Annotated in this window: 18 protein-coding genes; 5 read left to right on the top strand and 13 right to left on the bottom strand. The window is 42.8% G+C overall.

Annotation, left to right across the window (positions count from 1 at the left end; all coding sequences use genetic code 11):
- Positions 1–35: 35 nt before the first annotated feature.
- From LKX84_RS13595 to LKX84_RS13550, 10 genes are all read right to left on the bottom strand, one after another.
- Complete coding sequence (locus tag LKX84_RS13595) at positions 36–1,724, bottom strand: hypothetical protein (RefSeq protein WP_228237711.1); 1,689 nt, start codon at positions 1,722–1,724, stop codon at positions 36–38.
- 216 nt (positions 1,725–1,940) lie between these two features.
- Complete coding sequence (locus tag LKX84_RS13590; RefSeq protein ID WP_228237710.1) at positions 1,941–3,734, bottom strand: ATP-dependent nuclease; 1,794 nt, start codon at positions 3,732–3,734, stop codon at positions 1,941–1,943.
- Positions 3,735–3,740: 6 nt separating this feature from the next.
- Positions 3,741–5,531 carry a response regulator receiver domain gene (locus tag LKX84_RS13585; RefSeq protein WP_228237709.1) on the bottom strand — a complete coding sequence of 597 codons (1,791 nt, stop codon included), beginning with the start codon at positions 5,529–5,531 and terminating at the stop codon, positions 3,741–3,743.
- Positions 5,449–8,325 (bottom strand): ATP-binding protein, encoded by a 2,877-nt coding sequence (locus LKX84_RS13580; RefSeq protein WP_228237708.1) that lies wholly within the window; start codon positions 8,323–8,325, stop codon positions 5,449–5,451. The genes LKX84_RS13585 and LKX84_RS13580 overlap by 83 nt, the downstream gene beginning before the upstream one ends.
- Positions 8,292–9,371 (bottom strand): DNA cytosine methyltransferase, encoded by a 1,080-nt coding sequence (locus tag LKX84_RS13575; protein WP_228237707.1) that lies wholly within the window; start codon positions 9,369–9,371, stop codon positions 8,292–8,294. Before LKX84_RS13575 ends, LKX84_RS13580 begins: the two co-directional genes overlap by 34 nt.
- Before the next feature lie 54 nt (positions 9,372–9,425).
- The gene (locus LKX84_RS13570; protein WP_228237706.1) at positions 9,426–10,088 is read right to left on the bottom strand and encodes an ATPase; all 663 of its coding nucleotides are present in this window, start codon (positions 10,086–10,088) and stop codon (positions 9,426–9,428) included.
- On the bottom strand, positions 10,085–10,648 hold the full coding sequence (locus LKX84_RS13565) for a hypothetical protein (RefSeq protein ID WP_228237705.1): 564 nt from the start codon (positions 10,646–10,648) through the stop codon (positions 10,085–10,087). Before LKX84_RS13565 ends, LKX84_RS13570 begins: the two co-directional genes overlap by 4 nt.
- A 1-nt stretch (position 10,649) precedes the next feature.
- Positions 10,650–10,928 (bottom strand): helix-turn-helix domain-containing protein, encoded by a 279-nt coding sequence (locus tag LKX84_RS13560; RefSeq protein ID WP_228237704.1) that lies wholly within the window; start codon positions 10,926–10,928, stop codon positions 10,650–10,652.
- A 281-nt stretch (positions 10,929–11,209) separates the two neighbouring features.
- A complete protein-coding gene (locus LKX84_RS13555; RefSeq protein WP_228237703.1) occupies positions 11,210–12,049 on the bottom strand; it encodes an RteC domain-containing protein in 840 nt (279 codons plus the stop codon).
- Between the two features lie 12 nt (positions 12,050–12,061).
- A complete protein-coding gene (locus LKX84_RS13550; RefSeq protein ID WP_228237702.1) occupies positions 12,062–14,467 on the bottom strand; it encodes an aminotransferase class I/II-fold pyridoxal phosphate-dependent enzyme in 2,406 nt (801 codons plus the stop codon).
- Between the two features lie 197 nt (positions 14,468–14,664).
- Here LKX84_RS13550 and LKX84_RS13545 point away from each other — a divergent pair, with 197 nt between their 5' ends.
- The 5 genes from LKX84_RS13545 to LKX84_RS13525 all read left to right on the top strand — a co-directional run bounded on the left by LKX84_RS13545 (position 14,665) and on the right by LKX84_RS13525 (position 18,014).
- On the top strand, positions 14,665–15,039 hold the full coding sequence (locus LKX84_RS13545) for a hypothetical protein (RefSeq protein ID WP_228237701.1): 375 nt from the start codon (positions 14,665–14,667) through the stop codon (positions 15,037–15,039).
- Positions 15,040–15,096: 57 nt separating this feature from the next.
- Positions 15,097–16,023: a helix-turn-helix domain-containing protein gene (locus LKX84_RS13540; protein WP_228237700.1), complete on the top strand. Its 927-nt coding sequence runs from the start codon at positions 15,097–15,099 to the stop codon at positions 16,021–16,023.
- A 96-nt stretch (positions 16,024–16,119) separates the two neighbouring features.
- Positions 16,120–16,566, top strand: coding sequence for a MauE/DoxX family redox-associated membrane protein (locus LKX84_RS13535; RefSeq protein WP_228237699.1), 447 nt, complete (start codon positions 16,120–16,122; stop codon positions 16,564–16,566).
- Positions 16,563–17,708, top strand: coding sequence for a hypothetical protein (locus LKX84_RS13530; protein ID WP_228237698.1), 1,146 nt, complete (start codon positions 16,563–16,565; stop codon positions 17,706–17,708). The genes LKX84_RS13535 and LKX84_RS13530 overlap by 4 nt, the downstream gene beginning before the upstream one ends.
- Positions 17,709–17,735: 27 nt before the next feature.
- A complete protein-coding gene (locus tag LKX84_RS13525; protein ID WP_228237697.1) occupies positions 17,736–18,014 on the top strand; it encodes a DUF6520 family protein in 279 nt (92 codons plus the stop codon).
- Between the two features lie 38 nt (positions 18,015–18,052).
- Here the strand turns inward: LKX84_RS13525 and LKX84_RS13520 are convergent, their stop codons facing one another.
- The 3 genes from LKX84_RS13520 to LKX84_RS13510 are packed head-to-tail and all read right to left on the bottom strand — an operon-like array spanning position 18,053 to position 24,783.
- Entirely contained in the window at positions 18,053–20,314 is a 2,262-nt protein-coding gene (locus LKX84_RS13520) for a zinc-dependent metalloprotease (protein ID WP_228237696.1), read from the bottom strand.
- Positions 20,315–20,342: 28 nt separating this feature from the next.
- Positions 20,343–21,740 (bottom strand): RagB/SusD family nutrient uptake outer membrane protein, encoded by a 1,398-nt coding sequence (locus LKX84_RS13515; protein WP_228237695.1) that lies wholly within the window; start codon positions 21,738–21,740, stop codon positions 20,343–20,345.
- Positions 21,741–21,750: 10 nt separating this feature from the next.
- Positions 21,751–24,783, bottom strand: a complete 3,033-nt coding sequence (locus LKX84_RS13510; RefSeq protein ID WP_228237694.1) for a SusC/RagA family TonB-linked outer membrane protein — start codon at positions 24,781–24,783, stop codon at positions 21,751–21,753.
- Positions 24,784–25,056 lie beyond the last annotated feature (273 nt).

Below are 25,056 nucleotides of genomic sequence, written 5' to 3'. Positions count from 1 at the left end.
AGGTCAAAAAGTTTTGGAGGAAAAATAAAAGAAGGCTATTCATCAGAATTCTGCTGAATGTTCACTTTAAATTTTGAAAATTTAAAACTTAAATTACTTGGTATTGGATTTTCTTCTCTTTTCGTTCTTTCTTCGGGATAAAACATTCTTAACTTTAATGCAAGCTCACCAATCGGATTTGAATTTGAGGGATCCTTGACTTTTGAACAGGCCTCAAGAACTTGGTACCATGATGCCCATGTGGCCCGATTGTCTAGCTTCTGATTTGTAAAATGAGCATGATTTCGGGATATCACGAAAATATAAATTTCTTCTATATCACTGTACTCTTTTGGAATCTTTAAAGAACTCAGAATAGTCTTCTTATCATTGTATTTGATCCAATCTTCGACCTTGTCAATCCATTCGACTGATTTGGGAATCAAGTTAGAGATTCGACTGAATCTTTCTTTCATTGAAGTCGAGAAAGCATCTTGCCATTTCAATTGAAATAATCCCAAAGTTGACCTTTCAGTATCATACAACACCCCGTCAATATCTGTTTTTCTGGAGCCAATTTTAATGTTTATGTTGTCTGAAACTTTCACTATTTTTTTCTCTGGAAACAATGAATAGAGCTGCTCTTTAAAACGTTGTTCTCGCTTATTCACAGCTTCAAAATAATCCGTATGATACTTTCGTTTTAGCTCTCTATGCAGAAAGAGCAAAGGTTTATCCAAACATCCAACAGTTGACCTCATAATCGTATCATTACCTAATTGAAAATACGGAGGTACTGTAGCTCCGGGATGCTGTAAATGGAATTGAAAATTTTCAAGGCTAAGTGTAAAAGCAGACAGGATATCTGTTGTCTTTTCTTCAGACCATTTCATATATTCACTGCAGAGTTTTACGAACGATGATTTGCTAAATACATATGTTAGAATATTTCTGAGATGGATTTTCTGAGAGGTTTTTTCTACTAGAGCCATAGAGCAATCGCGATGCATAATTCCGACCTTAAAAATATCTTCTACAAAATCCAGATAATCTTTATAGGAGTGATTCCCGAATTTGTCATCTTCAGCAAAATCTTCAACAACAGTAGTGTTCATTAAGTACAGATATCCCCACTTTGAATAAAACTCGTCAATCTTTGGAGTAGCGGTATAAGACATGAACTGTTCATATTCAACATTAACAATGGTCTCAAGCTCTTTTCGCATTTTTTTAACCCCTTCTACTATCAACCGGCTTTTTTCTTCAAGGTGTTTGTTTACTGTTGAGAAGTAATATTCTAAGCTTTTCTTCTCATAGTATTCATATGGTGTAGTGCTCCTTTTATACTTAAAATTGAATGTATGGCCATCATTTTCGACTTTAACTAAATCTGCCTTTGCATAATCTAGAAATTGTTTGCATAGTTCAATTGATCCTGCATGTTGAATAACCGAATTAATCCATTCTCTTAGGTCATGTTCCCATGCGAACAATGGAATATTATCTTGAAGGTGATAGTTTTTGTAGAATTGAGAAAATGCCAAGGACCAGCCAAACCTATACTTCTGTAGTAGAAAAGTATCTCCCGGGTCATTAGGATTGTGGCTAAGAATAAACGAATGGTAATCCACTGATCGAATAATTTCAATCATTGCAAAAAGATTGATATCCTTTGGGCAATCGGAGTTTAATCTTGCGGTTTCATTTTCAAGAATATCCAGTAATATTTGTTCAGGTGTTTTCATTAATAATCTTGAATGCGTTTCCTTTTCTTCTGGCGTATTTTATCAGTCCGCTTATATTGTTGTCCATAAGAATTGATTTAATTATATCAATTATATATTCTCTTTAAAGAGAGAATAATTTAAAACCTATGTTTTTGGTTCTATTTTTCAAAGACATAAAATACTTTATAGTCCTTCTATTGACAGAAAAATTTTTAGGGAATTGATATAATAGTTCTATTCTTGATTTATTATTTGGGTTATGTAATCCCGAATACACAAGAAGTCACAATTAGCTTCGTTCAACCATCTTTGTAAAAACTGTTTGTGGATACCTGAGATTGCCTCTGAATGACTTCCTCCTTGAACAATATCTGACAGGAATGCAAATTTCAATTTTTTGGGTTGGATGTTTGTGAGATCAGATATTCTTCGTTGGGCAGTTTCTCTATCAATTATTACACCATTAATCAGAGTTATTGCCAATTCATTATTCCATAATAAATCTTCTGGAGTGTACTGTGGGAGATAAAAGACATGGGTTAAATAGTAGTCAAGATACGATTTCAATAATTCCAGTTGTTGGTCCTGATTACCTCCCCCCTGGCCACCATCCACCGAAAACTTAATTTCTTCTCCGATTTGTTCTCTAATCTTTGTTCTTAGATTTTTGACAGTCAAGTTGGTAGTCGGTATTGTTCGCCAGTCAAGGTGGGGAGTTTCTGGATTTTGATCTCCATCGAAAAATACATAATCCCTTATATTTTGTTCACGACAATAAACAGTAATGAATTCTTTTTTTATAACAGATTCTCCTCCTGGGTTAAATTTTACATTGAACAGATTTCTTGTTTCTTCTCCCATTTTGTCTAAAACACCAGAAACGATTTCCTGTGCTAGTATATCTTCCACGATAATGCTTTTTCGGTTGTCAATGGGAAACTCGATATGGAAAAAAGCTTCCTCGGGAGTGAGGCCCTCTTTGACCAAAAATCTCCCGTTCCTAGGATTTTGATAAAAAACTTTGATTGATTCCTTGGGAAGTCCCCTTACGATAGAAGGGGAGTGGCTAGTTAATACGACTTGGTGCTTTTTATTCTTGATCTGATCTAGTAGAAATATTTTCAATCTATTCTGTGCTCCAGGGTGTAAAGAAACTTCTGGCTCGTCCAACAAAATCAAAGAGTAGTCTTGGGCAGCAAGAACTTCTCTTACCAATCTGACCACAGCCATTTCACCGCTACCTGCAACGGCTTCAGAATATTTAGCAAAATTAGTTTGAAAAAGTACGGAATAGCCCTTGTTTCTGAATAGTTCGTGTAAAACCGAAAGCCCGCTTATATATTTCCTTCCAAGAATGAAAGAAATCCACTCCAATTCCAATCCAGATAATTCTTCCATTGGCAGGTTTAAAGCTCTTGTACTTGAACTTATGGTAGCTTTGGCGCCAGTAAAGATTTTATTTAGCGATGATGATTTTCTGCGGAGATATTCCTGTTTGTTTCTAGCCTTACTAAGCTTCAGGTTTCCAAAGTAAAAATATTTGTCAAAAGCACTTAATTCAGATCGGAAGTCCAGATACACCACATTCTTAATTACTGGCCTATCTCGCTCATTTTTATTAGACCTTGTTTTCATTCCAGCCCATGCCAATGGCCTACTGGTTTCCCAATAGTTAGGGTCATCCTTTCGCTTAATTCTCGCTTTAATCACCTCAAAGGTCTGATTTCCTTTCTGATAAGAGTACCAAAATGAATGTCTTTTACGTTGGTCGTCATAGTAACTTACAGGGTCGACTTTGGTATCAAACCAAAATTTATAGGGGGTATATCTATCTGGTGCTCCATATAAAGCATGCAAACAAGAACTTTTACCACATCCATTTTGACCAATAAATACAGTCAGAGGGAAAGTAAATGTAATCCGTGTATCAATTTCAACATTTCTATAATAAGGGAACTGAATAAAATCGATATAGTTCTTGAATTTTCCTGAACTTTTTATTTTTTCTATGACTTCAATTAATTCCATTACATGTTAATGTGGGAGATCAATTCCAACACGATGACCATATCCAAATGATTCGTTGGCAATCCTTTGGGTGTAGTTTTCCTTGAGAACGATTAAATGTTTCAACTGAATTTCGGAGCCACAATAGTTGATTTTAAATTGGTTTATATCATTTGTAACCACATAACTTGTGAAAGGCTTGCATTGCCATTCAACACTCTTTGGTCCATTATCAGTTAAAACAAACGAATAGTAACCCTTCTCCGCTCTTTGAATAGCATTTAGCTTGTTGGTATTTGCTCCTTTTGCAAAATAGAAATTGTCATTTATTTTTTCTTTCGGATGTAGGCAATCACAGGCAGGTGTTATACAGAGAAAAAACTCATCAGGATTTTCCGAATTCACAAACAAATCACCAAATCGAAGTGAGAGATCACTCCGGTCGGCAACTTTAGATGTAGAAACGTATGCACAATATATAATAAGCTCATCAATAAGGCCTGAATCTGTTTCCATGAGTTCCTTTGGAGGAGGGGATTCTAATGTATCATAACGATGACTTGCAAACTTAAGAATGCTTGGCTGCTCGTTTATCTTTTGCTGGTGCAATTCACCTATCCAGCTTTTTAGAATGAAATCATAGATAGAACGAAGGTCATAATCTTGTCCATTGTTTAAAGTCCTATAATTCTCTAAATGGTAAAAGAAAGCTTGCTCATCTGTCTTTGAAAACTGTGTGCCTATCTTGGAAAAAGACTCACGCAGCCGATCTTTCAATTCGAGAGAAAGAATGTTGAGATAGTTATGCGGACTGCTTACAACCGCCTCTGCGAAAACGGTGAACAAGTTTTCCGGTCTGATTCCGTCTTCCTTGCCCTGTTTATGATATACAAGAACAATCGTTCCGTTCAAACGAAAAGCATGTTGTGCTGTGCTGATCCGTTCTATGCGAAATGGCGATCTGGTTTCGGATTCCTGACACATAGCCATCATTGCCAACTCCAACAGTCCGTCATCATGTTGTTCAGCAATTGTTCTTACCGCAGCAGATACCTTGGTTTTGATTGGTGCGTCTCCAATTTGTGCCTTTACGGCAAAACTTTGACGAAAGCTAGTCAGGAGTTTAGACTCGGTTTCTTCTCTATTATTCCAATTAAAAAAATACTCGTAAAATGTTTCCGTGTTTTCTTCGAGAAAAATATCCGCTTCAATGGAATCCGGGTCATCGGAAATAATTGAATATTTTGCTTTGAGGGCAGAAGAAACTGCTTGAAATACCTCTGTGTTGTATGGTGAAAACTCACGTACAAGAGCCTTGCTCACAGAATGAAGATCGGCAGTGGAGGTATAAACTACTACAAAGGGAATTTTCTTTGAATGAACAACCTCGGTAAGTATTTTGAGAGCATTGTTATAATTGCCGTCTGCGTCAAGTTCCCAATCTAAAATTAGAAGATCCTTGTTCGACAGCATAACGTCACCGTTCCAAGTCTCTTCAAATGTTGTGAATCGATAGATGTCCAAATCGCATAAACCATCCTCACGGAATGATCTATGAAGCTTTCTCGGTTCATCGACATTTAACCCGGAAGGGTCTTCTTCATAAGCCGCAGCGTACCGGTCATCTATACAGATCGCAGAACGAATGGAGTTCCGAATAACATCTTTGGCTACTTCTGAGAACGAAGGTTCGACTAAAGTATTTGCGGGTGGAGTTTCAGGCATTCGATAGAGCTTATTTTGAATCTTCTTTTTTAAGGATAAAACAAGCCCCTTTGAGCTTGTTAATATCATCTTGATTTGTTGCAAAAATGTCATACCCGATAGATTGCAGATTCTTTTTTGCCAGATAGAGACCTATTCCACGACCATCTCGCTTTCTAGTAAAAAACAAGGTAAAAATATCGTCTAGGTGGGAATCATCGATTCGTTCTCCAGAATTCATAATCCGAATCTCCTCATCCACCAAATCTATTCTAATTGCCCTATTTTCTACTGGGATTAACCAATAGTTAGCATTATTGATAATGTTTAAAAATATTGGCTTAATGATAGAATCATATGTAAAGAACTCGTATTCACGAAATGCTTCGCTTACTGAAAAATCAATTCGGTATCTATTAAAATCATTTTTAAAGAAATCCTTTATATAGCTCTCTATTTGCCTGCCAGTTATTACCTCGCGGGTTCTGCGACTGGTTCTATAGAGTGGTTTAAGTAGCTTGTAGTTTCCCTCAAGGTGCTGAAAAGCCGCTCTTAATTGTTTGAATGCAGATTCAATCCCTTTATTCCTTCTGGAGTACTGATCAATTTCATGCACGGCATCATTCATTTGGGAGTACATAACATTGAATTGGTGATCAATAATTTCTATTGACATACCCAATTGTGCTAATTCCTCATAATCATTCAGCTTTTCTTCAAGATTCTGGTTTTGTTTTTCATACCACCCTCTTAAAAAGTCATCATCAACGTCTATTTGAAGATTCGAAACGTGGTTGATGAATCCGCCAATGGAATGTTCGATCTGCGTTTTTTGGTCTTCGGCCGTGAGGTCAAGCAGGTTTATTTTCGAAGATATTGTCTCTGTATCGTCATCTGCCAAAATTTTGGTTTTTTCAGTTTGATCGATAAAATGGTCTACCTGCGTATTTAGTTCATCTGTTAAAAGATTATTGACCCGGTTAAAGCTACCTTTGCATATAGACTTATAGTCAGAGAACAATTTCTCGATGTATTTTATGTGGGATCGAAACTTTTCATTGTATTCTAATTTGAGGTTTTCTGCATTGATTCTACTTCGTGTATCTTCCACTAATCTAATGCAGGTTTTTACCCTATCATCAACTAGGGTATATTCTTTTTGAAATTCTAAATATTCCTTTTCTTGACTTTTGGTTATTTTAATTGCCTGAGGTTTGGTTAGTCGTAGTCCCCTGACCTGTGCTCTCTTATCTTCAAGTTCTGCGACAAGCCTATTGTAATTATTGTAGTTAATTTCTAATCGCTTGGCTTCCTCCGACAATTGATCTGCTAAATCTTCTATTTCATTTTCCAACCGAAATATGAGAGGTTTATTTTCTTTTAGCTGCTCAAGAAATGCCTTTTTTGTTTTAGCGTTTTTCTTTTTGGCCGCGGCTTGTTGCCGGTTATATTTTTCCTGAATTTCGTCTAACTGGGTTTGGCGAAAAGTTGCCTCTTCTCCTTCGGGGGTCTTACGCATATAGCGTTTTGCAATATCGACAAAGAAATCTATAAGGTCATCTCGAAACTCGCGGTATGCTTTATTTTGGATAAACCCTTCTCTACCAGCTTTATCCCTCAACAAGGTATTTTTATCTCTCTTTAAATCAATATATCCAATAAATCTTCTATGAGAAAAGAAATAGTATCCTGCTCCTAAACTTCTTCTTCTTTCAAATTCCAAGAAATCTGTATCTGGCCTTCCATATGGAAGAACCCTAAAATCGTCACGATAGATATAAAGTCCCCCGAAAACTTCAAGCTTTTCATTTAAATTTTTAAATGCTGTATCATTTAGGATTGAACTTGAAGCATTTCCCTCCAGCGCCCCCCACTCAATACTAAATGGGCCATAAGGGGTCTTTCCTGGAGGGCGTGTTGGTTTGAAGGTGTATTTTTCCCGTTTATTAAAGATTCGTATTTCGCCTGTAAAATAACCATATTCATCAAATTCACCACTTAACCAATGGTCAGCATTGCGCATTTCGTTCTGAGTAAAGAAATCGTCAATTAAATTATACTTTCCAGTAGCATCATGAATATAAAAGTGGGTTTGAAAGTCTTTCTTTGGATTTTTCAAATCATTATGCATTCCGCTTAGAGAGGCTCGCATGTATGTAAGAGCTGAATCCTTATTTAGGCCGATTCGGTCTTTGTCGGATAATTCAACCAATTGTTCATGTGGTGTAAAAACGAGAAAGGTGGTACCGTGATAGTCTTTCCTGGCAAACTCGTGAATCACTTCTTGGTATAAAAAACCTGGAATGTTGAAAGATTTCCAATCCTCCAGCATATGTTGCCTTAACACCTTTTGTTCAGTCCATCGCTTCTCGTCCAGATTCTTCAGGAATTCTGCAACCGCACCCTTTTCGTTTTTCTTAAATTCATCATTGGACGAGAATGTAAACAGGGGTATATTAAGATCATCCAAATAGAAATCATAGTTGTCAAGGACTCTCCAATCAATGAACAACGCATTTGCAACCTCACCTTTCTTTTTTGAGAGCATTAATAGTTGATGACCCAGATAAGAAACGGAAAGGCGGCCAATGCCTTTTTCACCCATAGGGGTTCTTCTATCAAGCCCAAAATGTGGTTCTATTTTTTCTCCTCGGGCTTTAGAGTCGGTTCCAAGTACAAACCACTTTTCAACAATGTCAGTTTCAGACATTCCAAAACCATCATCTGAAATAATGAATATGGGGCTCTTATTGTCTTTGTAGGTTTCAAGAAATAAGCGACATTCTAGGTTTTTTGCATATGCATCGTACCCATTTTTCCAAAGCTCTGTAATCGCCGTAGGAAGATCCGCAATTTGCCCCTTACCTAGAAGTTCTACTGCTCTTGCCTTTGCTCTAAATTTTGCCATTTATTCCATTGTTCAATTAGTGATTGGCCTATCGCTTCGGCTAGTTTGGGAGGAACGGCATTACCTATCATTGTAGCAATTGTACCTTGAGTGGTTGAATGAAATTTGTAATTGAGGGGGAATGATTGAAGTGTTGCTCCTTCTCGAAGCGAGATTCCTCTATCCTGTTCAGGATGAGTGTAACGTCCAGTACTTGTGTAAATAAATCGTGTAGTTAATGTAGGTGCTGGTTTCTTCCAGAACATTCTTCCATAGACATCATAATGGCCATCATGGTTTTTATAACACTCTAATTGAAGTTTATCATTGTTTGCCCATGATAATCTTGAACCACCATCTCTAGGAGTGTTTCGGACTCTTTCCAGATTTATCTTTGAAAGTCGAGCCACCGAATGTTGCCGAGATGATGCATCCTTATAACCTGCTTCCACTTGTGGAAATAAGTTATAGTCACCTATTGCATCTTGAACTGTTACAAGATTTTCCTTTTTTCTAATTTGAAGAGGCAACTTGATTTCTTGATTTAAGCGTGAAGCAATTAGTACAAATCTTCTACGGTTCTGTGGAACTCCAAAGTATTTTGCATTAAGGACTTTTTCATCGAAAGCATATCCTACTTTCTTAAGTTCTCTCTTAAATCTGGATAAGGGGCTACCTTTTTTCGTTTCTAGCCCAGGTACATTTTCTATAAATACAAAACCTGGCTTGAAGTAAAGCACGAATTCTTTAAAATCCTCAAGCAAAAGCCTTCCATCTTTAGATTTTGTTTTATCGGATTTGAGATTTGAATAGTACTGACAAGGGCTACATCCAACAAATATTAGATTATTGTCGTCCTTTTGAATTGGAAGTAACTCTGAAAGCTTTTGTGGAAATAGGGATAACTTGGAAACATCTTCATTCAAGAAGACTGTACCATTGTTGCCTTCGTATGTTTCTCTAAATTTAGGGTCAATGTCCAATCCTCCCAAAACATTAATTCCAATTTTTTGGAATCCGCAAGTGACCCCACCAGCACCACAAAAGAAATCAACTGCTTTTAGCATTAAATTTTCAACTTAAATATAGACTCAAAATCAACTAAAGTACAAAATTAAAACTTATGTCCGTTTATCCTTACTTTTTCTATCAAACCCCACCAAATTAAAGAGTTCCCGCATCCTAGATCGGACGCGGGTGCCGTAACGTTCCTCCAACTCTTGGGCATTGAGGTTGGTGGTGGCGTGGGTCTTTCGCTTGTCATTCACAAAGAGCTCGTGACGGGAGAGCAATATCTCACCCATGACATTGCAGTCCTGGCCAAAGTGCCGTCCTGTGGGTTCAACGCCCAGATCATCGAAACAGAAGAATTGGGAATTGCCATAGTCCTCAATGGTTTTATAGCCAATATGGTTAAAGCCAAAGACAATGTTCCGACAGGGGATGACCTCATAGGGCCGTTGGTGGGGAACGATATGCTTCAACAATTTCATAAGACTCGTCTTGCCACATCCCACAGGCCCGGAGAGGAGAAGACCTTTGTTGGTGTCGAGGCCCAACTGTGCGCAACGAGCCTTATCCTGGATAAAGTAGAGGCAGAGCTTATAGAGAATCTCCCGGTCCTCTCGGTGGATCTTGAACTTTTTGCCGAATAGGAGCTTGCCCTTCGCGTCGAGATAGATCAGGATCTTTTCAAAATCGTAGTAGATTTCCCTGCCCTTGAGGGTGCCCAATGGATATTGGATCGCTCCTTCGGTAATGATATGTGGGGCGTTGTACTTCACAGGGGTTGGTTGTAGTCTTTGTGCTTGGTGGTCTTTAGGTTGTCCTTGTATGGGATGCTTCGACTGCGCTCAGCATGGACAGTTTGATCTTGTTTGACCCCATTTTTCAAATCTTGATTTTCTGAATTTTTAAAATCTGCCTGTTTGTTATTGTTTTTTGGGTTTTCTATGGTTTGTATATGTTTGTTTATAGGTACCACTGCTTGTCCAGTGCTTGTCCCGATTTCGGTATGGTTGGGGTACAGCACTTGTCCATTACTTGTCCCAAAATCGAACATCTTGATCCGGCTGCCCTTATAGGGATTGTGAGATGGGGAATACAGGATATAGTTCCAATGGCTCAGCTCTCGGACGCACCGGTGATAGGTCGATTTGGACCCGATTTTGGCATAGGCCATGGCCTCTTCCCTACTGATGTAGAACTCGACCACAAAATAGTTTTGATTCCACAATTGGAAGAGCCCGATATACAAACTGATATGGGTCGGGTTCAAACGGTTGTCCTTGGCAAATTGTGCAAACACCCCGTTCAGGTGTTTGATATAATTGACGTCCTCCACCCTAAATTCGGTTATGGACCTTGTTTTGTTCCAGCACTTCCATGATTTCGTGGTATTCGTAGTATAGCACCCCTCCTATTTTTGTATAGGGCAGGGTCCCATTGATCCTGAGGTTTTGGAGTGTACCCGGAGATATACCCAAAAGGTCACGTACTTCATTGGATTTGAGCCATTTTTTGCCCTGGTGTCCATTTTGATCTTTCAATAGTGCTTTGATGTCCTCCAAGAGTTCCACTTTGAACTCCATGAGATCTTCGGTGGTAATGATGGTAGCTCCCATGTGTTTTGTTTTAAAAGGAAGGGCCACTGCATGATTTTAAGGTCATTTGGTGGCCCATCCACTGATTTGACTTTCAAGGCAAAACTGAAAAAGCTTTTTGGAAAAACTTCCCAAGTTGGTACCAACTTGGGAACGATTTTTATTTCATAAAATATGGTGCCGTTTGTTTTCGAATGGACTTTGGGAGCTCAAAAAACTTCGTAAAAATTGGAAAAATGGGAAGCCAGAACCTCCGAATACCAAAATTCCCAAGTTGGTACCAACTTGGGAAAAACAAAGGATCATTCATCCAGGGATTCCATGCGCTGTTGGAGCATTTCAATAAGTTTGTCCAAGAACCGGGTCCTACTTACCTTTCGGGACCTGATATCAATAAAGGTATGGTAGTAGTTACCAAGGTCCACATTGTAAAAATGTTCAAAATGCGAGGCCAACTCTTTGATGTCCGTGGTACCACTATTGATGCATTTGCTGGATTGGAGTGCATATAAAAGTTCGATCAGATCGGTCTTGTTGCCGGTCCAGAACAGTTTTGAAGGTTTTTCCATAGTCATGGTCTTTTGGGGTTCTAAATTGTTTTGTAGGTCATCCACCTCCTTTCTCAGGTATACGATGAGCATGTCATAGGCCATGATCGTTGCCACGGTCCCATCCTGACAGGTGGAGAACTGGTCATCGATCAGAAAGTGGAAGGATTCAAGGGGTAGCCTAAGGTCTCGGTTCCCCCTGACAAAATATTGTTCATCCAGGGACATTGCCCCACGACGGTAATAGTTATAGAATTCCAGATTGTCATTGAAAAAGGTCTGGAACTTATCGATCTGGTGCTGAAGGTATTTGATCTGCGCTGCATTGATTCCCCTTGGCCGCTTGCTCTCGATATTGAACAATTTGACATAATAGATCAGCTTACTAAAGATTTGGGGCTTGACGTGCTTGAAGAAGTAGATTTCGTCCGCTTGGGTCTCGAAGGTCTTGCCGGTAATCTGTTTTTGGAGTTTACGGATACTTTTCTCCACAAGAACGATACCCTTTTCCGCTTTGAAAAGGATATCCCCGTTCCCGCTTTCCAAGGCATCCAATTGGCCTTCAAATTCCGATAGCAGCTTTTGGTATTTCATGACGATTTCCCATTAATGCTGGCCTTCCATGATTCCGAGCAATTCCAAAATGAAATTGTCATTGGTCTGGAGATAGGCATATTTTTTCTCTACCGTTGCACCAAGTTTCCGTTTTTCAAAGGCTGCGGTCAACCCAAAATCGATTTTGGGAATGCCCAATCCAATAGCCCGGTCAATGGTCCGGTAGAGCAACTGGCGATAAATGGCAAACTCTTTCAGACCATCATAATCCATACCTACAAAAGCAGGGACATATACTTGCTTCAAGTTGGTATAGCAGAACATTACACCCACTATTTTTTCAGGTTCGTCCAATGAACAAAGGACAATAAACTCCCACAAATGGTTTTCGTTCATCTTTTCAAACAGGGAGTCCGGAAAGGAAAAGGTATTGAGTCCCAAATTTCTTGACTGTACTTCCCCAAATAAGGATTTGACCTGATCAAGTTCAGATTTGGATAGCTTAGGAAGAACTATGGTCTTTGCCCTATCGAGATACGGCTGGACATCCTTTCGGAAATGTCTTCTGTTTCTGGAGGACAATCTTTGCAAATAATCTTCCATGGAATCCACCTCGCTTAAGTCAACAGAACAGGAATTGGGCATCTGTACCCTTAAAAATCCCTGACCGTAAAGCGGTTCATTCCATGACGTTTGTTCACTAAAATCCCGTAACACGGTCATCTTGGACCCTGACTGGAGTTCCAGTTTTTCCAAGGTTTCCAATAGCTTGTTCCTTGCCTCCATACCCAAGGCATGTGATGCATTCCAATACAGGTGATCTCCTTCCGTGAACAAACAGCCTAGGGACAGGACTGTGGATGACAAATGGTAGGGATCGGTTTTCCTTTCCTCTTCAATGGCAGCAGAAATTTGTGCTTGTGCCAACATATCATCCTTCCAAAGGGAAAGGGTCACAAAAGTCATCAATACGGGTATCCCATCAGTATCCTTTATGACCACATATCGAAACAACCAATTATGTTCTTTCCTAGGATTGCCATGAAACACTTCCTCCAAAAACTTCAGGCCATCCCAATCATAGACCCCTTGCCTACCTAAACTTTGGTTCCATTCTTCCTTTTCAACTTGGTCAATGGTATCGAATACTTCAATGTTTAGCTCAGAGGATACTTTCGGTCCACTTAGGGTCTTTGGTTCCATTTTAAAGGCGTGGAATACCCTTTGGGCATCGGTCTGGGTATCTTCCAATGCCTTTGGAAAATGATATTCCATGGCTCCCACCAATGCTTTGATTTCCTCTTTTTGGTTATGCCTTGAAATCGTAATCCTTACCCCTGTATTCTTTACAGGTACCGCAGGAAAGATACCGAGATTGACAAAGAAGCCCTCCACCATCAAACGGTTCACAAAATTGTATCCGGTTTTGGGCATACCGGTCCCGATATAGAACACCGGTGATTCATTTCTATCGATCAAGGGAAGATCCGTTATCGAAAGGCAATCATTGAAATAATTTATGCGTTCCCTCAATTCTTGTTGTAACCCATAAATCTCCTGGGATAGATGGATTTGTGCTGAGGCCATGGCTGCGGCAACCGAAGCCGGTTCCAATTGGGCGGAGAAGGTCAAGGGTCCACCAAAGGTCTTGATCTTATCGTACATCGAAGCATTGGAACAGGCCAGAACAGCTCCACTGGCCCCGAAGGTCTTGCTCAATGTCCCGAACAGCAATACATTCTCGGGCAATTCTCCCAACTGGTCCAACACATATCCGGTACCATTCCTTCCCACCCAACTCATACCATGTACGTCATCAAAATAAAAATGTAACTGTGGATATTTCTTTGCCAACCCCATCAGTTCTTTGACTGGGGCATAGTCCCCATACATGGAATAAATGCCATCGGCCATGTACCAAATCCTACCTTTGGAATGTTGGTATTTTTTAATCTTGTCCTCCAATATTTCCAATTGGTTGTGTCGGATCATCTCGATGGGCACACTCCGTGTCTTTAGCATTTTGGCCGCATTCTGTACACTCCAATGGACTTGGTGGTCCAAAATGATTACGTCTTCATCGTCCACTGCACTGGGGATGACCCCTAAATGCCCAAGGGTACTGTTTTTTGTAATGACAATGGGATAGCCGTACATTTCGGAAATCGAGTTTTCCAGTTCCTCATACAACGGATTGGAGATATAGGATTTGGATAAGGGAAATTGTGTCCCATATCTATCAATGGCCTCTTTGGCGGCCTTTTTTAATCTGGGATCCTGTTCCAATCCCAAGTAACCCGTAGTACCAAAGTGGTACAGTTCCTTCCCCTCTACCTCAATGGTCCTGCCCGAAAAGAATGCTCCCCCTGCATAGAGGTGCAGTACCCCTGCGTTCTTGGCATCGGTAAATACCTCATGTACGGTGTTCAAAAAGTTGTGGTGCTTGATCTTTGCCATTTTGTTTGATTTAAATTGTACTAAAAAGTAATGGCAATTGTAAGATTAGATGCTATCCAATAATGATATACTCCGTTTCAATCAAGCATTATTCCGTTTAAGTCAAGTCAAATACCTTTATTTAAGGGTAATGAATCTAATGACCGAATCGAGTTCCATTAATTTTGTAAATTCAAGGTTTTACCAGTTTTCACCACATGAAAAAATCACATGAAAACAAATACGCCATTTATTTGATGACCGATGAGTTGCTGCACATCATATACAAAAAAGACCATTGTATCGACCTAAAGGCAGCGCAACTTATCGTCAGGGACCGAATGATGCTCCAAAATGGCCGTGAAATGCCCGTTCTCTGTGATATTCGTGAAGTAAGAAGGGTCAATAAACCGGCCCGGGACTATTTGGCCTTGGAGGGTTCACAATGGGTTAAGGCCTTGGCCTTCTTGATCGATCCCCCAGTAACCGATGTGATCAGCTCCATTTATCTATGGACCCATGCTCAGTCGGTCCCCACCCGATCCTTTGTCAAAAAATCAGAGGCCTTGGCCTTTTTAAAATCCATAAAATAACCTATGCTTCTATACAAATAAAGAGACTCCAGTTATTAACTACTAAACCTGACAACCATGCCGAACAATGACGATTTTAGGGTAAAGCGCATCCAACGGATGTTACTGGAAATGGCCCGTGGCAATTTCTTCTACAGTTTGGAACCCACCCATAAAAATGACAATGTCGCATCCTTGGTCGTGATGCTCAATATGGTCAACGAGGAGATCAGGGCCTCCTTTATCCATCAAGGGTTTGCCAACGCACACAACACCCCACAATGCATCATCCAACTTTCCTTTCTGATGGATACCTATGGTACTATAGAAATGGTCACCAACAGTACCTGCTCGCTATTGTCCACATTGCCAAAAGAAATCATTGGAAAACCAATTACCGATTTTATGACCGAGGGTTCCCAAAAAGTATGGGCGAAGAAAATGGTCAAACATTTGAAAAGGGAACGTTCTGAAACTGTCCAGTTTTTGGAGTTTATAACCAAAGACGGGCTATTGTTAGGTAAGGACTGCCATATATCAGTATTCCGATCTTTGGACGGGAGTGGGCAGAAAATACTATTGGACACGGTTTTCTTCTCCAAGGGAGAGCCCTTTGGGACGGAGTTGCCCAAAAAGACGCTCAAAGTGACCAAGGGCATAAAAGAGCCCAAAGTCACGCTGACACCTGAGGATATTGAAATGATCCGGGATGTCCATGATATGATCATCAACAACTTGGACAAGAATCTACCTTTGCTAAAAGATCTTGCCCTACAAATGGGCACCAACGAATACAAATTGAAGTATGGGTTCAAACAACTCTATGGCACTACCATATTTCGGTTCCTAACCCATGAACGTTTAAGAAAGACGAAGACCTTGATCCAGCATAGCAACTTATCCTTGAAAGAAATCGCGCATTTGACTGGCTTCAAGAGTGCGGCCCATTTCTCCAGGGCATTTAGGGACAAGTATGGTAAATCACCCAGTGATTTGAGGGGGTAACACCCTCAAAATGGGCAAATTACTCCGTTTGCGTCAAGGAATGCTCCGTTTCAAGTAAATCCGACTCCCGAACTTTGTCATATCAATCCAAAGGATATGAAAGGTTTAAAACATTTACAGGTCTGGATTCCCTATGCGGTCAGTATACTCTGTTCCATATTGTTCATTTATGCAGCCACAAGCAAACTATGGGATTTCCAAAACTTTAAAACACAACTGGGCCAATCCCCCATTTTGACCGCTTACGCGGAATGGGTGGTTTGGTTGGTTCCCTTGACGGAATATATACTCGCATTTCTGATACTGGCGGATAGGTTCCGTCTGATCGCCCTTTATGGCACTTTGGGACTGATGACCATGTTCACTACCTATATTGTACTGGTCCTCAACTTCAGTGATTACATCCCCTGTACCTGTGGAGGTGTACTGGAAGCCATGGGGTGGACCGAACATATCATCTTCAACGCTTTCTTTATCGTCCTTGTGACCTTGGCCATTCTTCTCTCCACCCCCAAACTCCCACCAAAAGCAATACCAACATGATAGCGAACAACAGTTACATCAAAATCTTCGGAACCATGGGACTAAGCATTGGTCTAATGGTCATCCTGTTCCTTTCATCCGAACAAGAGGTGCACCGCAACAATGCCTTCATCCGCAGATATCCACCACACCCCATCACGAAACTATACGATTTGGATGTGATCCATAACTCCTATTACATTGCCGGGTTTGACCGGGACCTTCTTTATTTGGGCAATCGTTCGGCCCCATGGCATTTGTTACAGGTCAACATGAGGACAAGGGACACCTTGCCCATCCGCCTAACACCATCGGGCAACGGGTTACGTTACCGTTCCATACATACTTCGGTACTCCCTCCCTATTTTTTTGTCATGGACGGGACCATGCCCTTTATCCTTCGTGGCAGATTAGGAGAATGGAAGGCCTATGCATGGATGGAAGGAGCAGCTTTTTTCGATAGGGCAGTTCCTGTCGACAGCCATCTAATGTTCATCCGGACCATTAGTTCAAAGACGCAAAAATCAACTTTGGGAATCATCAAAAAAACAACCGGCTTTCAGGTAACATTGGACACTACCCTATTGGAAGCGCAGATTGACGGCATTTTCGATGTGGATGGGACAATGGTGCTGTCCAAGGAAACTTCAAAGCTGGGCTATGTGTATTATTACCGGAACCAATTCATGACGATGAACCTTGAAATGAAGGGCCTACATCGGCACCGAACCATAGATACGGTGGAAACCGCCCAAATTTCACTTGCTGAACCGAACCTAAAGGGCGATGTCTCCATGAAATCACTACCATTGTTCATCAATAAGGCAACTTGTATGTCCCGGAATCTACTGCTGATAGTTTCGGACCGACTGGGCAAAAATGAAAGTGAGGAAATGTTGGACGAGGCCACGATCGTCGATGCATACGACTATCTCAAGGGATCCTATGAATATAGTTTTTACATCTACGACATCAAAAAACACAAAGTAAGGGAATTTGCCGTCCACGAGGGTTATCTGGTGGCATTGTTGGACACACAGATCTCGGTATATGAGACCCGTGAACCCTATTTTGATGGCTCCATATTGACAAACAACCTAAACATCAAAGATTACCTACTGGCCAGTAGCGGGAGAAGATCGAAAACCCGTACAACAGAGTAGATCCTAACATTTATTAATTATTTCATTATGAAAACAAAAATGATCAAATTCATTATTCCGGTCATGGCCATTGTATTTGCCATTGCCACAAGTGCCTTTACTGCTGTTGACGCAGCAGCTGATGACGCAGCCATTACCCAAGGGTATGTGTTCGATGCCACCCAGTCACCCAAATGTCAAGAGGTGAACAACTTGGATTGTTCCTTGGATGGGGATTATATGTGTACCTATGCAGGAAAGCAGGTATACCGAATTCCGGGGGCAACCGTCTGTAGCATTCCTTTGAAGAGGGTCACACCCAATTAATCAAAAAAGAGGGAGCCTGGAAAGGCTCCTTTCTTTTTTCAATTCCCACGGTTCACCCTCAGCATACCGTTTACCTTTAAAAGGCACAGTTCCAAATGCGCTTTGTCCACCGAATCGATTTTCTTTCCAAGACCCTTTTTCAACAGTTTTTGAATGCCTTGGGCCTGCACATAAAATATGCTCCTCACATAACTTCCGTATCCATAGCCATCGATACCAAGGTTACCACTGGCATTCAAGTTATCCGTTGGAAAGACCTTGGACAACAGGGACAGATAGGTCATTTGAAGATCTCGTTTTCCTCCGTCCATTTCTTCCAGGTCACCGAAAAGCCGTGACCCCAGGATCAGGACCAATTGTTGGATCAATCCCGAATGGCTGCCGGAAAGTTCCGTTTGTTCCAATCGTCTGATACGTAATGGATTTATCATATCGGTCAACAGTTTTACCCGATATTCAAACAATTTATCCGCATTTGTAGTGTAACGAATCCTGGACAAGAACGATGGATGGGACAGCCAATCAGGGGTGTCCAAGACATTTTGCAACAGAAAGTCCATGGCCTGTATCTGGTCCTCCATTGGAATGGGTTCGTAAACAAGACCGTTCTGTGCCCCGGTCTTGTATTGGATTTCGTATCCCCCGATCATGGATAGGATATGAAGCATTTGATGGTACCATAATTCCAGGCTCCGGTCATATAACCGTTCCAAAAGTTCATCATCCCTTTGATTATTGTTCAGGGTCGGCAACAGCTCCAATACCCTTTGAAGATTTTTTTGGCCCAGCACCGTACTTTTTATGGGATCATCACTTCCCACTACTTCATTCGCACTACCGGGACCAAGGGTTTCAAAGGTTCCAAGGTTATAACGCAACCAAGGCAGACTGTCCTGTTGGCCCACAAGGGTGTCCAAATAGGGCCTTTCGACTTCCGGACTTTCCACCCCTGCAATCTGACCGTACCCCCATTGTATCTGGAACGCATCCATGGGTCCCACCTTTTGGATCAAAAGATGGGCCGGTATGCCATCCTCCGGTTGGGCCACATGGTTATGCCTGCAATAGCTCATCACGCTCGGGGTATGTCCCATGGTTTCCAACCACTCGGCATCCCGAATGCGCTCCAACGGATAGGCAAACTCCCCAAAATTCGCATCCCGGATGCCCAGGATATGGCCCATTTCATGTGCCGTTACATACTGCAACAATTCGCCTTTAAGATCATCCGGCAGGGGATATTGCTGCGCTCTTGGGTCCAACGGGGCACAGCGCACGATATAATCATCGGTAAGGCTTGGGAAAGGATTGGCCAAAAGGATATCCCCCTTTAAGATTTCCCCGGTACGTTTATCAACGATCTTCCTCACCGAGGACCCTCCCCGTATTTGGCTTCCCCTTACATCCACATACTTCGCCCATCGGATCATGGAATAATTGACGCTGTTTTCAATATGATCACCAATGCCTCGCGGTAATTCCCTGACTTCAATGGCATTGCTAAAACCTGCCTTCTCAAATGCGGGCAACCACTCCAGTACTCCGGCCTTGATATAGGGCTTCCATTTATCGGGGGTCTTGGGATCGAGATAAAGGACAATGGGCTTGATGGGGTCGCTGATAACCGCTCCTTTGTCCTTTTTTTCCAAGCGCCAGCGTGAAATGCTGCCGATCTCCGTTTTAACCTGTTCATTGATGATATCGTATTGGTCTTCGTAGGTAAAGGCCATCCTATGGTCAAACAATCGTGGCACCATAGGATTTGGCAACGCAAAGAAACTGAAGTACACCTCCTTGGTCCTTCTGGAATTGCGATACGCAGTAGTCCGTTTGGTCCGGATTATGGTCTCCTTGTCCAAATAGGACACATCCGTTATGTACGACTGGTCGATATGCACGGTCTCAGGGCCCTCCAACCCCCATTTTATCGGGGTCTGTAAAAACAGTTCCGTGGCATCGATAAACACAGAACCCCCGTGGCTTCGTTCCTTTAGGATGGGAAAACGCCCCAGGATATGGGATTCTATGACATAATTGTCATAAATGGGAAGGTAAAATCCCAATGCCGAACGTACTCTGTCCAGTGTCAAAAGGACATGGTTCCCTTCCCTGGACCAGACCACCTGGTGTTGGCCTTTGCCATGGCGTACGAACAGTACCGGGACATCCCATATGATGGAATCCAGTTCCAACAGAAGGCGTTCGTTTTCCAAATGGCCCTTGATGCCAAAATTGGCCTGCCCCCAGAGGGGACAGACCGCTAACCAAACAATGCATGAAAACAAAAATCGATGCTTCATGTATATTTTCAATAGACCTATATGCACCTCAATACCCTTCATTCTGCGGCAATAGATTGGGGTTCAACAGCAGTTCCGATTCCGGGATGGGCAGCAATCGGTCCGTACTCTCCCACCCCGGTTTGATAGGCGCCAATACAGCATCGGCCCTACCGGTGCGTTTGAGATCAAAGAACCGATGGCCCTGTTCGGAAAAAAACTCAACCCTTCGTTCCGCTTGAACGGCTTGCAATAGCGAAGCCTGGTCCAAGTTGTCGAGAAAAGGCAAGGTGGCCCTGCCGCGAACCGTGTTCAAAAATTCCAGGGCAGTACCAAGATTTCCCAATTGGGCATTGGCTTCCGCCAAAATCAGATACTGTTCCACCAATCGAAAGATGATGGAACATTCCTGGGTGGATGCCGTCGGCACATATTCACTGTATTTGTACGGGAAATACCAAGTTTCCGATCCATCCGTGACCGACCCCACCCATTGCTCCAATCGCGCGTCGCCTTCCTCAAAACTGTTTATCAGGGACTGGGTCAATGCCGAATTGGGAGGCGGTCCGTTCACGATCACAAAGGTGAACGCTTCCTTGGTGTTGTTCCCCGGAAGGCCGGGTCCCAGTTGCCAAAGGGTCTCCGGGCTATCCTTTAGGAACACCCTATCCATATCAGTATTGAGTGCATACGCGCTATCACCTAGGATAGCCGAGGCCTCATCAATCGCCAATTGCCAATTTTCTTGGTACAGGTATACCCGGGCCAACAAGGCGGATGCGGTCCAATAATCCGGACGAAACCTTTCGAAATCGGTTGCTGATAATGCAAGCAGCTCCTTTGCCAGCAGAAGATCGTCCTCAATGTTTTGGTAGACCATTGCCAATTCCAGTCTACCAACATCCTTGTTTTCGTCATAGTCCGTGGTCATTATATAGGGAATCTCCCCAAAGAGGTTCACCAAATGGAAGTGGATGAAGGCCCTTATAAAATAGGCTTCACCGAGAAATCGCCCTTTCTCGCCTTCCGTCAGGGAACCGGAGCTTGAAACGCCCTCCAGTAGCGCATTGGCCGCATAGACAAGTCCATAACCAGTATCCCAAAGGTTCTTGACACTGTTGTCCGAGGGCAGCACGGTATTATTGGTATAATTGAGCACAGCCGGAAGGGAGGAACTGTAAAGCTCCAATTCATCCGAATAATGCCCCATTAGGTAGGACAGTCCTTGTGTACCCCCGGTTGTAAAACCATTTTCCCTGAGTTCTGCATAAATGTGTGCAAAAGCGGCATCCACAGTTGCGGCATTCTCAAAGACCACCTCACCGGTCAACTGGTTCTTTGGGGGATCCACTTCCAAATAGTCCTCACAGGAAAGGGTCAGAAGGATCATACCCATAAGGCCAACGATATGTTTTGGCAACCAAGTCAATATATTTCTTGTATTCATCTTGTTTTGTTTAAAAAGTTAGTCTTGTGCCCAAGGTCACCACCCTCAATGGTGGAACGGCCTGATTGCTCAGTGTCTCCGGATCCAGACCATCATATCCTGTAAGGGTCAACAGGTTCTGTCCCCTGAGGTATAGCTCGCAGCCAAATCCGTGGTGCTTTTTTTCCCTAAGCTGATACGACAGGGAGAGTGTCTTCAATCGGATATAGGAAGCATCGGTAATGGAGACATCGCTCTGTGTATATTGCCGGAAAGCTTGGGCTGCCTCTTGGGATGCCCCTGTGGAAAAACGTTGGAAAGGCACCAAATCCCCTTCCTGCTGCCAACGTTGCAATACAGACGTTGGCTGATTGGCCAAACCACCCACAATGATATTGCCCGGGGTCCAATACCCACTACCCTGTTGTTTCGTGAATTGAAAGAGCATATCCCATTTGAATTTCCCGATAGTGACCGTATTGGTAAGGCCTCCATAGAAGGATGGGTTCAGGTCCATTACCATTTGTCGGTCCTCCGGGCTTGATATGACCCCATCACCATTGAAGTCCTCGAATTCATACAACCCTGTCCCCGGATTGACACCATTGGACCGATATACCTTGGAAATGTTCAACGGTTGGCCTATCACCAATTGATTGGCATAGGTGGAACCTTCCAGATCGGGAAATGAAACCAATCGGTTCCGGGGAACGGTAAGGTTCAGCCCGGTGGACCAAGAAAAATTCTTTCCGTTGATGTTGACCGTCTTCAGTTCGAACTCCCATCCCGTATTCTCCACCGTCGCGTTCAGATTGGCATTCACCGAGGAAAATCCCGTGGTCGCCGGAAGGGGTATCCCCACCAATTGGTTGGTGGAGCGGTTCCTATAATAAGTACCGCTCAAAAATATCCGGTCATCAAAAAATCCGAGTTCCAGGGCAACTTCCAATTTCTTGTTTTCCTCCCAACTGAAGTTCGGGTTGAACAATCGTGTGGGGTACAGCCCAATGGTATTTTGGTATTGTTGTGTACCAAAGGAGTAGGTATCCAGGTATTGGTAGTCCCCTATTTGATCACTGCCGGAGGTACCATAACTCCCCCTAAGCTTTCCAAAGCTCAGCATTGGAAACCCTTGTCGGATTAACGCTTCCCTTGAAAAAACATAGGCTGCCCCGATGGCACCAAAATTGGCAAAGCGCTTATCGGTCCCAAACCGACTGGAACCATCACGCCGCCCGGTGAAATTCAAAAAGTAGCGATCCTTCACCGCCAGGTTCACCCGTCCATAAAGAGCCTGATACCGATATTCCTCGGTCACATCCGCTATGGGGAATTGACTGGAGGCCGCCGATAGATTGTCCATCAAGCCATTGTTGGTGAACCCAAAGGCAAATTGGGAACGTCTTTGCGTTGTTTGCCCCTGAAAGGTTAGTCCGACCAATGTGGTCAATCGTAGCACACCAAAATCACGGTCATAGTGAAGTTGTGGCTCCATGATATAGGAAGTCCTTTCCCCTGTATTGTGCACGGCATAGGAAGCCTCCGGCCCTATCCCATAGGCAGGGTCATAGATCGTGGAAGGAACGGTTGTCAACTCACGAAGATGGTTTTCCGTATAGCCCAGGGATGCACTGGCCCTTAGACCATCGACCAAGCGATATTCCAAGCGCGCATTCGAAATCAATGTCTTCCCATCCGAGGTGTAGTTGCCATGAAGCTTGGCCAAGGGATTGCTCCAAGTCGAATTCTCCCAGTTCAACACGCCATCTTCCGTATATAGCTCCGGGGCATTGGGAGCCAAGTTAAGGGCATCCAATACCAACAATCCGTCCCCTGGAAGTCGGTTCTTGTTGGCACTGAAGGTGGTGGACAACTGTATGGAGAATCGATCGTTCGCGGACCTGTGGCCCAGATTGCTCAATACCCCGATCTTATCATTGTTGAAATCCCCGGGAAAGACACTGGTCTGCCTGTGAAAGTTGCCACTGACCAAGAACTGCGTGGTTTCATTTCCCCCCGAAATGGAGCCTTGGACATCGGTAAGATAGGAGGTATTGCCGAACAATTTCCTTTGCCAATCCGTATGCCTGTCCATGTCCCAGGTCCCGTTCACATCAAAGGCGTAGAAAGGGATGGGATCAATGCCATCATTGGCAAAGGCCTCCCTCCTCATTGCCAGATACCCCGGTGTATCCAAAAGATCGACCTTGTTGGCAATTCTTCCCAAGCCTGTTTGCAGGCCCACCTCAATTTTGGTGGCTCCAGAATTCCCTTTTTTTGTTGTGATCAGCACCACCCCATTGGCCCCTCGGGACCCATAGATGGCCGTGGCATCCGCATCCTTGAGGATTTCGATGCTTTCAATATCGGAAGGATTGATGTTGTTCAAAGGGCTTATCCCCCCACCGGGTAAGGGCAATGATGCCTGTGACTCCCCCAAGGTGTTGGAGGCATAGGGAACACCATCAATGATGTAGAGGGGTTCATTGGCCCCTGAACGGATACTGTTCCGACCCCTGATCTGTATCTTGAAATTGGAACCCGGCAATCCGGAAACCTGTTCAATTTCAACTCCGGCCACACGCCCTTGAAGAGCCGCCAAGGGATTGGAAATCGGCTGTTTTTCAATATCAATGGATTCAACCCTTTCAATGGAACCGGTCCTCTCCCGCTCCGAGACGGTATAGTAACCCGCATTGAGGACCACTTCCCCCAACACAGTGACATCCTCTTCCATTTGGACAATCACTTGTTCCCTACCCTCAATCGGGACAGTAAGGGATTTAAAACCAACCATGGAAAAGATAAGCACATCTGTAGGACCCGCATTGATAGAAAAGGAACCATCTAATTCTGAAATAGTTCCAATATTCTTGGATTCCACCACAAGGTTCACCCCGGCCAGGGGATTCCCCGAAGTATCGGTCACGGTGCCGGAAACAGTGACTTGTGGTGGTTCCAAGACTGTGCCCGCCTGCATTGTGTTCGCGAAAAAAGGCATTAAAAAGACATATAGTGACATGAACAGGAAAACCCTGTACATGCGTGATTTTGATTTTTTCATAAATTGAGTTCGTTTGATTTCTTTGTTAGTTGTTCATCACACTACCCAAAAAAGCCACGGGAAAGTCGTAACTTCCAGAAGGGCATCAAGGTTCGGACAAAGGCCATCCTGTCCAAGGGAAAAAAGCCCATGGAAATGGATTCCTTAACCAAAAAAGACCATGATTTCGTGCTGGGTCGGTTACCCAAAAAGTGTAGTCGTTAGTTGTGGGACTAAAGGATATTGCGAACCGAAAAATCAGTGTAACGGGTATCCCACAACCCTAGTCTTGGG

The sequence above is a fragment of the Allomuricauda sp. M10 genome (assembly GCF_020782875.1).
In the GTDB taxonomy this organism is placed as follows: Bacteria; Bacteroidota; Bacteroidia; order Flavobacteriales; family Flavobacteriaceae; genus Flagellimonas.
Note: the sequence above shows the minus strand (reverse complement) of the source record. Positions and strands in the feature narration are given on the sequence as shown.

Excerpts from the sequence above, each read along its gene's own strand:
- LKX84_RS13535 (WP_228237699.1), top strand. The coding sequence starts at position 16,120 with ATGAAAGGTTTAAAACATTTACAGGTCTGGATTCCCTATGCGGTCAGT.
- LKX84_RS13520 (WP_228237696.1), bottom strand. The coding sequence starts at position 20,314 with ATGAAGCATCGATTTTTGTTTTCATGCATTGTTTGGTTAGCGGTCTGT.
- LKX84_RS13590 (WP_228237710.1), bottom strand. The coding sequence starts at position 3,734 with ATGGAATTAATTGAAGTCATAGAAAAAATAAAAAGTTCAGGAAAATTC.
- LKX84_RS13540 (WP_228237700.1), top strand. The coding sequence starts at position 15,097 with ATGCCGAACAATGACGATTTTAGGGTAAAGCGCATCCAACGGATGTTA.
- LKX84_RS13525 (WP_228237697.1), top strand. The coding sequence starts at position 17,736 with ATGAAAACAAAAATGATCAAATTCATTATTCCGGTCATGGCCATTGTA.
- LKX84_RS13530 (WP_228237698.1), top strand. The coding sequence starts at position 16,563 with ATGATAGCGAACAACAGTTACATCAAAATCTTCGGAACCATGGGACTA.
- LKX84_RS13545 (WP_228237701.1), top strand. The coding sequence starts at position 14,665 with ATGAAAAAATCACATGAAAACAAATACGCCATTTATTTGATGACCGAT.
- LKX84_RS13560 (WP_228237704.1), bottom strand. The coding sequence starts at position 10,928 with ATGGGAGCTACCATCATTACCACCGAAGATCTCATGGAGTTCAAAGTG.
- LKX84_RS13510 (WP_228237694.1), bottom strand. The coding sequence starts at position 24,783 with ATGAAAAAATCAAAATCACGCATGTACAGGGTTTTCCTGTTCATGTCA.
- LKX84_RS13575 (WP_228237707.1), bottom strand. The coding sequence starts at position 9,371 with ATGCTAAAAGCAGTTGATTTCTTTTGTGGTGCTGGTGGGGTCACTTGC.
- LKX84_RS13580 (WP_228237708.1), bottom strand. The coding sequence starts at position 8,325 with ATGGCAAAATTTAGAGCAAAGGCAAGAGCAGTAGAACTTCTAGGTAAG.
- LKX84_RS13585 (WP_228237709.1), bottom strand. The coding sequence starts at position 5,531 with ATGACATTTTTGCAACAAATCAAGATGATATTAACAAGCTCAAAGGGG.
- LKX84_RS13555 (WP_228237703.1), bottom strand. The coding sequence starts at position 12,049 with ATGAAATACCAAAAGCTGCTATCGGAATTTGAAGGCCAATTGGATGCC.
- LKX84_RS13550 (WP_228237702.1), bottom strand. The coding sequence starts at position 14,467 with ATGGCAAAGATCAAGCACCACAACTTTTTGAACACCGTACATGAGGTA.
- LKX84_RS13515 (WP_228237695.1), bottom strand. The coding sequence starts at position 21,740 with ATGAATACAAGAAATATATTGACTTGGTTGCCAAAACATATCGTTGGC.
- LKX84_RS13595 (WP_228237711.1), bottom strand. The coding sequence starts at position 1,724 with ATGAAAACACCTGAACAAATATTACTGGATATTCTTGAAAATGAAACC.